Source organism: Mesorhizobium sp. M7A.F.Ca.US.014.04.1.1, from assembly GCF_003998745.1.
GTDB classification, from domain to species: Bacteria; Pseudomonadota; Alphaproteobacteria; order Rhizobiales; family Rhizobiaceae; genus Mesorhizobium; species Mesorhizobium ciceri.
In genome coordinates, this window is record NZ_RZRW01000543.1 from 1 (window position 1) to 3,803 (window position 3,803).

4 protein-coding genes are annotated in these 3,803 nt (G+C 63.2%); 3 read left to right on the plus strand and 1 reads right to left on the minus strand.

Annotated features, from left to right (window positions below):
- From EOA22_RS27050 to EOA22_RS27060, 3 genes are all read left to right on the plus strand, one after another.
- On the plus strand, positions 1-1,077 hold a 1,077-nt coding region (locus EOA22_RS27050), incomplete at its 5' end, for an AAA family ATPase (protein WP_164755859.1).
- Positions 1,078-1,136: 59 nt separating this feature from the next.
- Positions 1,137-1,502, plus strand: a complete 366-nt coding sequence (locus tag EOA22_RS27055) for an MmcQ/YjbR family DNA-binding protein (RefSeq protein WP_013529465.1) — start codon at positions 1,137-1,139, stop codon at positions 1,500-1,502.
- A gap of 150 nt (positions 1,503-1,652) precedes the next feature.
- Positions 1,653-3,158 carry a L,D-transpeptidase family protein gene (locus tag EOA22_RS27060; protein ID WP_013529466.1) on the plus strand — a complete coding sequence of 502 codons (1,506 nt, stop codon included), beginning with the start codon at positions 1,653-1,655 and terminating at the stop codon, positions 3,156-3,158.
- Here EOA22_RS27060 and EOA22_RS27065 read toward each other — a convergent pair.
- A partial coding sequence (locus EOA22_RS27065) for a TMEM175 family protein (RefSeq protein ID WP_245478698.1) occupies positions 3,132-3,803 on the minus strand: 672 nt, incomplete at its 5' end. The genes EOA22_RS27060 and EOA22_RS27065 overlap by 27 nt on opposite strands.

A 3,803-nucleotide genomic window follows, 5' to 3' on the forward strand; every position in this document is an offset into this window, starting at 1 on the left:
GCGCTGAAGGTCGAGACGGACGATGCTTCGAAGGACCGGCTCGCCCGCCTGGAAAAGGAACTCGTCGGCCTTGAGGAGGAATCGACCGAGATCACCGCCAAGTGGCAGGCCGAGAAGCAGAAGCTCGGGCTCGCCGCCGACCTGAAGAAGCAGCTCGACGAGGCGCGCAACGACCTTGCCATTGCTCAGCGCAAGGGTGAATTCCAGCGCGCCGGCGAGCTTGCCTATGGCAAGATTCCGGAATTGGAAAAGAAGCTGAAGGAGGCCGAGGCCCAGGACGGCAAAGCCGGCATGGTCGAAGAGGTGGTTACCCCCGACCACGTCGCCCATATCGTCTCGCGCTGGACCGGCATTCCGGTCGACAAGATGCTGCAGGGCGAGCGCGACAAGCTGCTGCGCATGGAAGACGAGATCGGCAAGCGCGTCGTTGGCCAGGGCGAGGCGGTGCAAGCTGTGTCGAAAGCGGTGCGGCGCCGGCCCTATCAGGTCGTGCTGTTCGACGAGATCGAGAAGGCGCATCCGGATGTGTTCAACGTGCTTTTGCAGGTGCTCGACGACGGCCGCCTGACCGACGGCCAGGGCCGCACGGTCGACTTCCGCAACACGCTGATCATCATGACGTCGAACCTCGGCGCCGAATATCTCGTCAACCTCACCGAGGACCAGGATGTCGATCTGGTGCGCGACGAGGTGATGAACGTCGTCAGGGCATCGTTCCGGCCGGAGTTCCTCAACCGCGTCGACGAGGTGATCCTGTTCCACCGGCTGCGCCGGCAGGATATGGGCCGCATCGTCGAGATCCAGCTCAAGCGGCTCGAGAGCCTGCTTGTCGACCGCAAGATCACGCTATCGCTGGACCAGGAGGCGGTGGATTGGCTGGCGGCCAAGGGCTACGACCCGGCCTATGGCGCGCGGCCGCTGAAGCGGGTGATGCAGAAGGAATTGCAGGACCCACTGGCGGAGAAGATCCTGGTCGGCGACATCCTCGACGGCTCGACCGTCAAGGTGACAGCCGGTTCCGACCGGCTGAATTTCCGCTCCAAACCGACGATCGTCGCGGCGGAAGCGGCAGCCTGATCCTGCGCCGCGCGTCCTTCCTGGACGCGCGGCGTTTTCATATAAAACGTGGGGTGGGGATGACACTGGACGACTACAACAGCTTCTGCGACTCGCTGCCTTCGACGACCCATGTCGTCCAGTGGGGTGGCGCCCATGTTTGGAAGGTGGGGGCCAAGGTCTTCGCGATCGGCGGCTGGGACGATGGCCAGCAGCTCTTCGTCACCTTCAAATGTTCCGATATCGCCTATGATGTGCTCAAGGAACAGCCGGGGCTACGGCCCGCACCCTATCTTGCCTCGCGCGGCATGACATGGATCCAGCGTCGGACAAGCCAGAGCATGGATGATGCCGCGCTGAAGGACTATCTGCGCGAGAGCCATCGCCTTGTCGCCCTGAAGCTTACCAGGCAGGCGCGCAAGGAATTGGGACTTGCCGAAAGCTAGCCTATATTCCTTGAGGCGCCGGAAAACCGCCATCTTCATGCCCGGTTCATGTTGGAACCATAGGATGGTGTAACTGGTTTGCTGGCGAAGGGGTTCGCCAGAAGACAATGCCGGCGGCGGCAAATTTACGGACCGGAGAATTTGGCCACCATGTTCCGCACGATCTTTGCCCTCTCGGCGCTAGCCGCCGGGCTTGTGTCTTCCGGGGCGTTCGCCGCGCCGACGACGGACAATGCGCCAAGGGTTGTCCGCGCTGCCGATACCGGGGGCATCCTTGTCGCCCAGGACGGTAATCTCGACATCTACTACGACGCCAGGGGCAACCGCGTGATCGTCGATGCCGATACCGGCAAGGTCATCGCCATCCAGCCGCCGCAGACCCGGCTCGACCGCCGCGCCTTGCGCCGCGAGACACGACTGCGCGAACTGGGCCGCGCCCCCGAAGGCGACGACCGCTACTATCTCGACGATCCGGAAGACATGGCGCGGTTCCGGCGCAAGCAGTTGGAAGAGGAAGGCCGCGTTATCCCGCCGCCGGCAGATGAGTACGATCCCTATGGGGACAATTCCGCCGAAGCCTACCCGCCGGCGCCGCAGGACGATGGCAATTACGACGACAATTATCCCGACGCGCCGCAGCCGGCTAAGCCGGGTACAATCAAGCGCCAGCCGCTGAACGAGGCCGCGATAGACCCTGCCCAGCCGACGACACCCGCCGATCAGGCGGCTCTGCCGCCAAAGGCCGGCGACAAGACCACCGTTGCCCCGGCACTTTCGCTGGGAGCGCGCCAGGATGTCGCCGCCCTTCAGGTGCTGCTCGACCGGGGTGGCGCTTCGCCTGGCGTCATCGACGGGCGTTTCGGTTCGAATGTCGACAAGGCGCTCGCCGCCTACAACCAGATCACCGGCGCCAATCTGCGATCGACCGACGCGGTCGCCATCCAGGCGGCACTTGCGCAATCCGGCGGCGATGCCTTCGCCAATTACACGATCACAGCGGAGGACGCGGCCGGTCCTTATGTCGCGTCGATCCCGGAAGACTACAGCCAGAAGGCGCAACTCGACCGCATGGGTTATACGTCGGTGACCGAGGCGCTCGCGGAGCGCTTTCACATGGACGAGAATTATCTCAAGGCGCTCAACCCGGAGGTCGATTTCAATCGTCCCGGCACGATCATCAAGGTCGCCAATTTCGGCAGGCTGGTTTCGACGCCGGTGGCGCGTATCGTCGCCGACAAGGACAAGAAAGAGGTTTTCGCCTATGACGCCGGCGGCAAACTGGTCGCGGCCTATCCCGCAACCATCGGCTCGTCGGATACGCCGTCACCGTCCGGCATACACACGGTGTCGCGCGTGGCGCTCGATCCGAACTACACCTACAATCCCAGCATCAATTTCAAGCAGGGTCAAAACGACAAGGTCCTGACCATTCCGCCGGGCCCGAACGGTCCCGTCGGTTCGGTCTGGATCGCCCTGGATAAGCCGACCTACGGCATCCACGGCACGCCCGATCCGTCGAAGATCGGCAAGACCGAGAGCCATGGCTGCGTACGCCTGACCAACTGGGATGCGCGGGAGCTGGCCAAATTGGTTTCGCCGGGCGTGACGGTGGAGTTTGTCGGCGGGCCCTCAGCCGATAACCTTGCGCAGCAGTGAACCGCGAAGCGCGGCGGCATAGACCAACTGCACGACCAGGATGAAGCCGACGCCGAGCAAGGGACTGACAAGCGAGAGTGCGGCGCCGACCGCCCACAGGATCTGTGCCTTGATGATGCGCAGATAGACCGTGCGTTTGGTTTCCGCATCGACATCCTCTGCTACGAAGCCGCTTTTCTCCGCATAACGCCAGCTCGCGAACAGCGTGACGCCGAGCGCCAGCAGATTGAGCCAGTAGACCAGCACCGCGGTTCTGAACTCGAGGAAGTCGGCCAGAAGATCGGTCGAGAAGGGCAGCAAGGCGATGAAGGCGAGAAAGCAAAGGTTCAGCGTGGCAAGCCGTCGATCGGATTTGGCGATCAGACCATGCTGCGCCTGCTGGCCAAACCAGAAGATGGTCAGCGTCAGGAAGCTCAAGGCGTAGGTCAGGAAACGCGGCGCCAGGGCGGCGATCGCGGCGAGCAGCTCGCGTTCGGAATGGATCGCCTCGTGCGCCGGCACCCTGATTTCGAGAACGATCAGGGTGAGCGCGATGGCGAATACGCCATCGGTGATCCCGACGATACGGCCGCGTCCCTCAGCCGATGCTTCAAGTGGCCGCTTCATCGATGTTTCCCCATCGGCACCTTCCGGAAACCTAGCATG

Bases quoted from the DNA above. Each gene is read 5' to 3' on its own strand.
- EOA22_RS27055 (WP_013529465.1), top strand. From the start codon at position 1,137: ATGACACTGGACGACTACAACAGCTTCTGCGACTCGCTGCCTTCGACG.
- EOA22_RS27060 (WP_013529466.1), top strand. From the start codon at position 1,653: ATGTTCCGCACGATCTTTGCCCTCTCGGCGCTAGCCGCCGGGCTTGTG.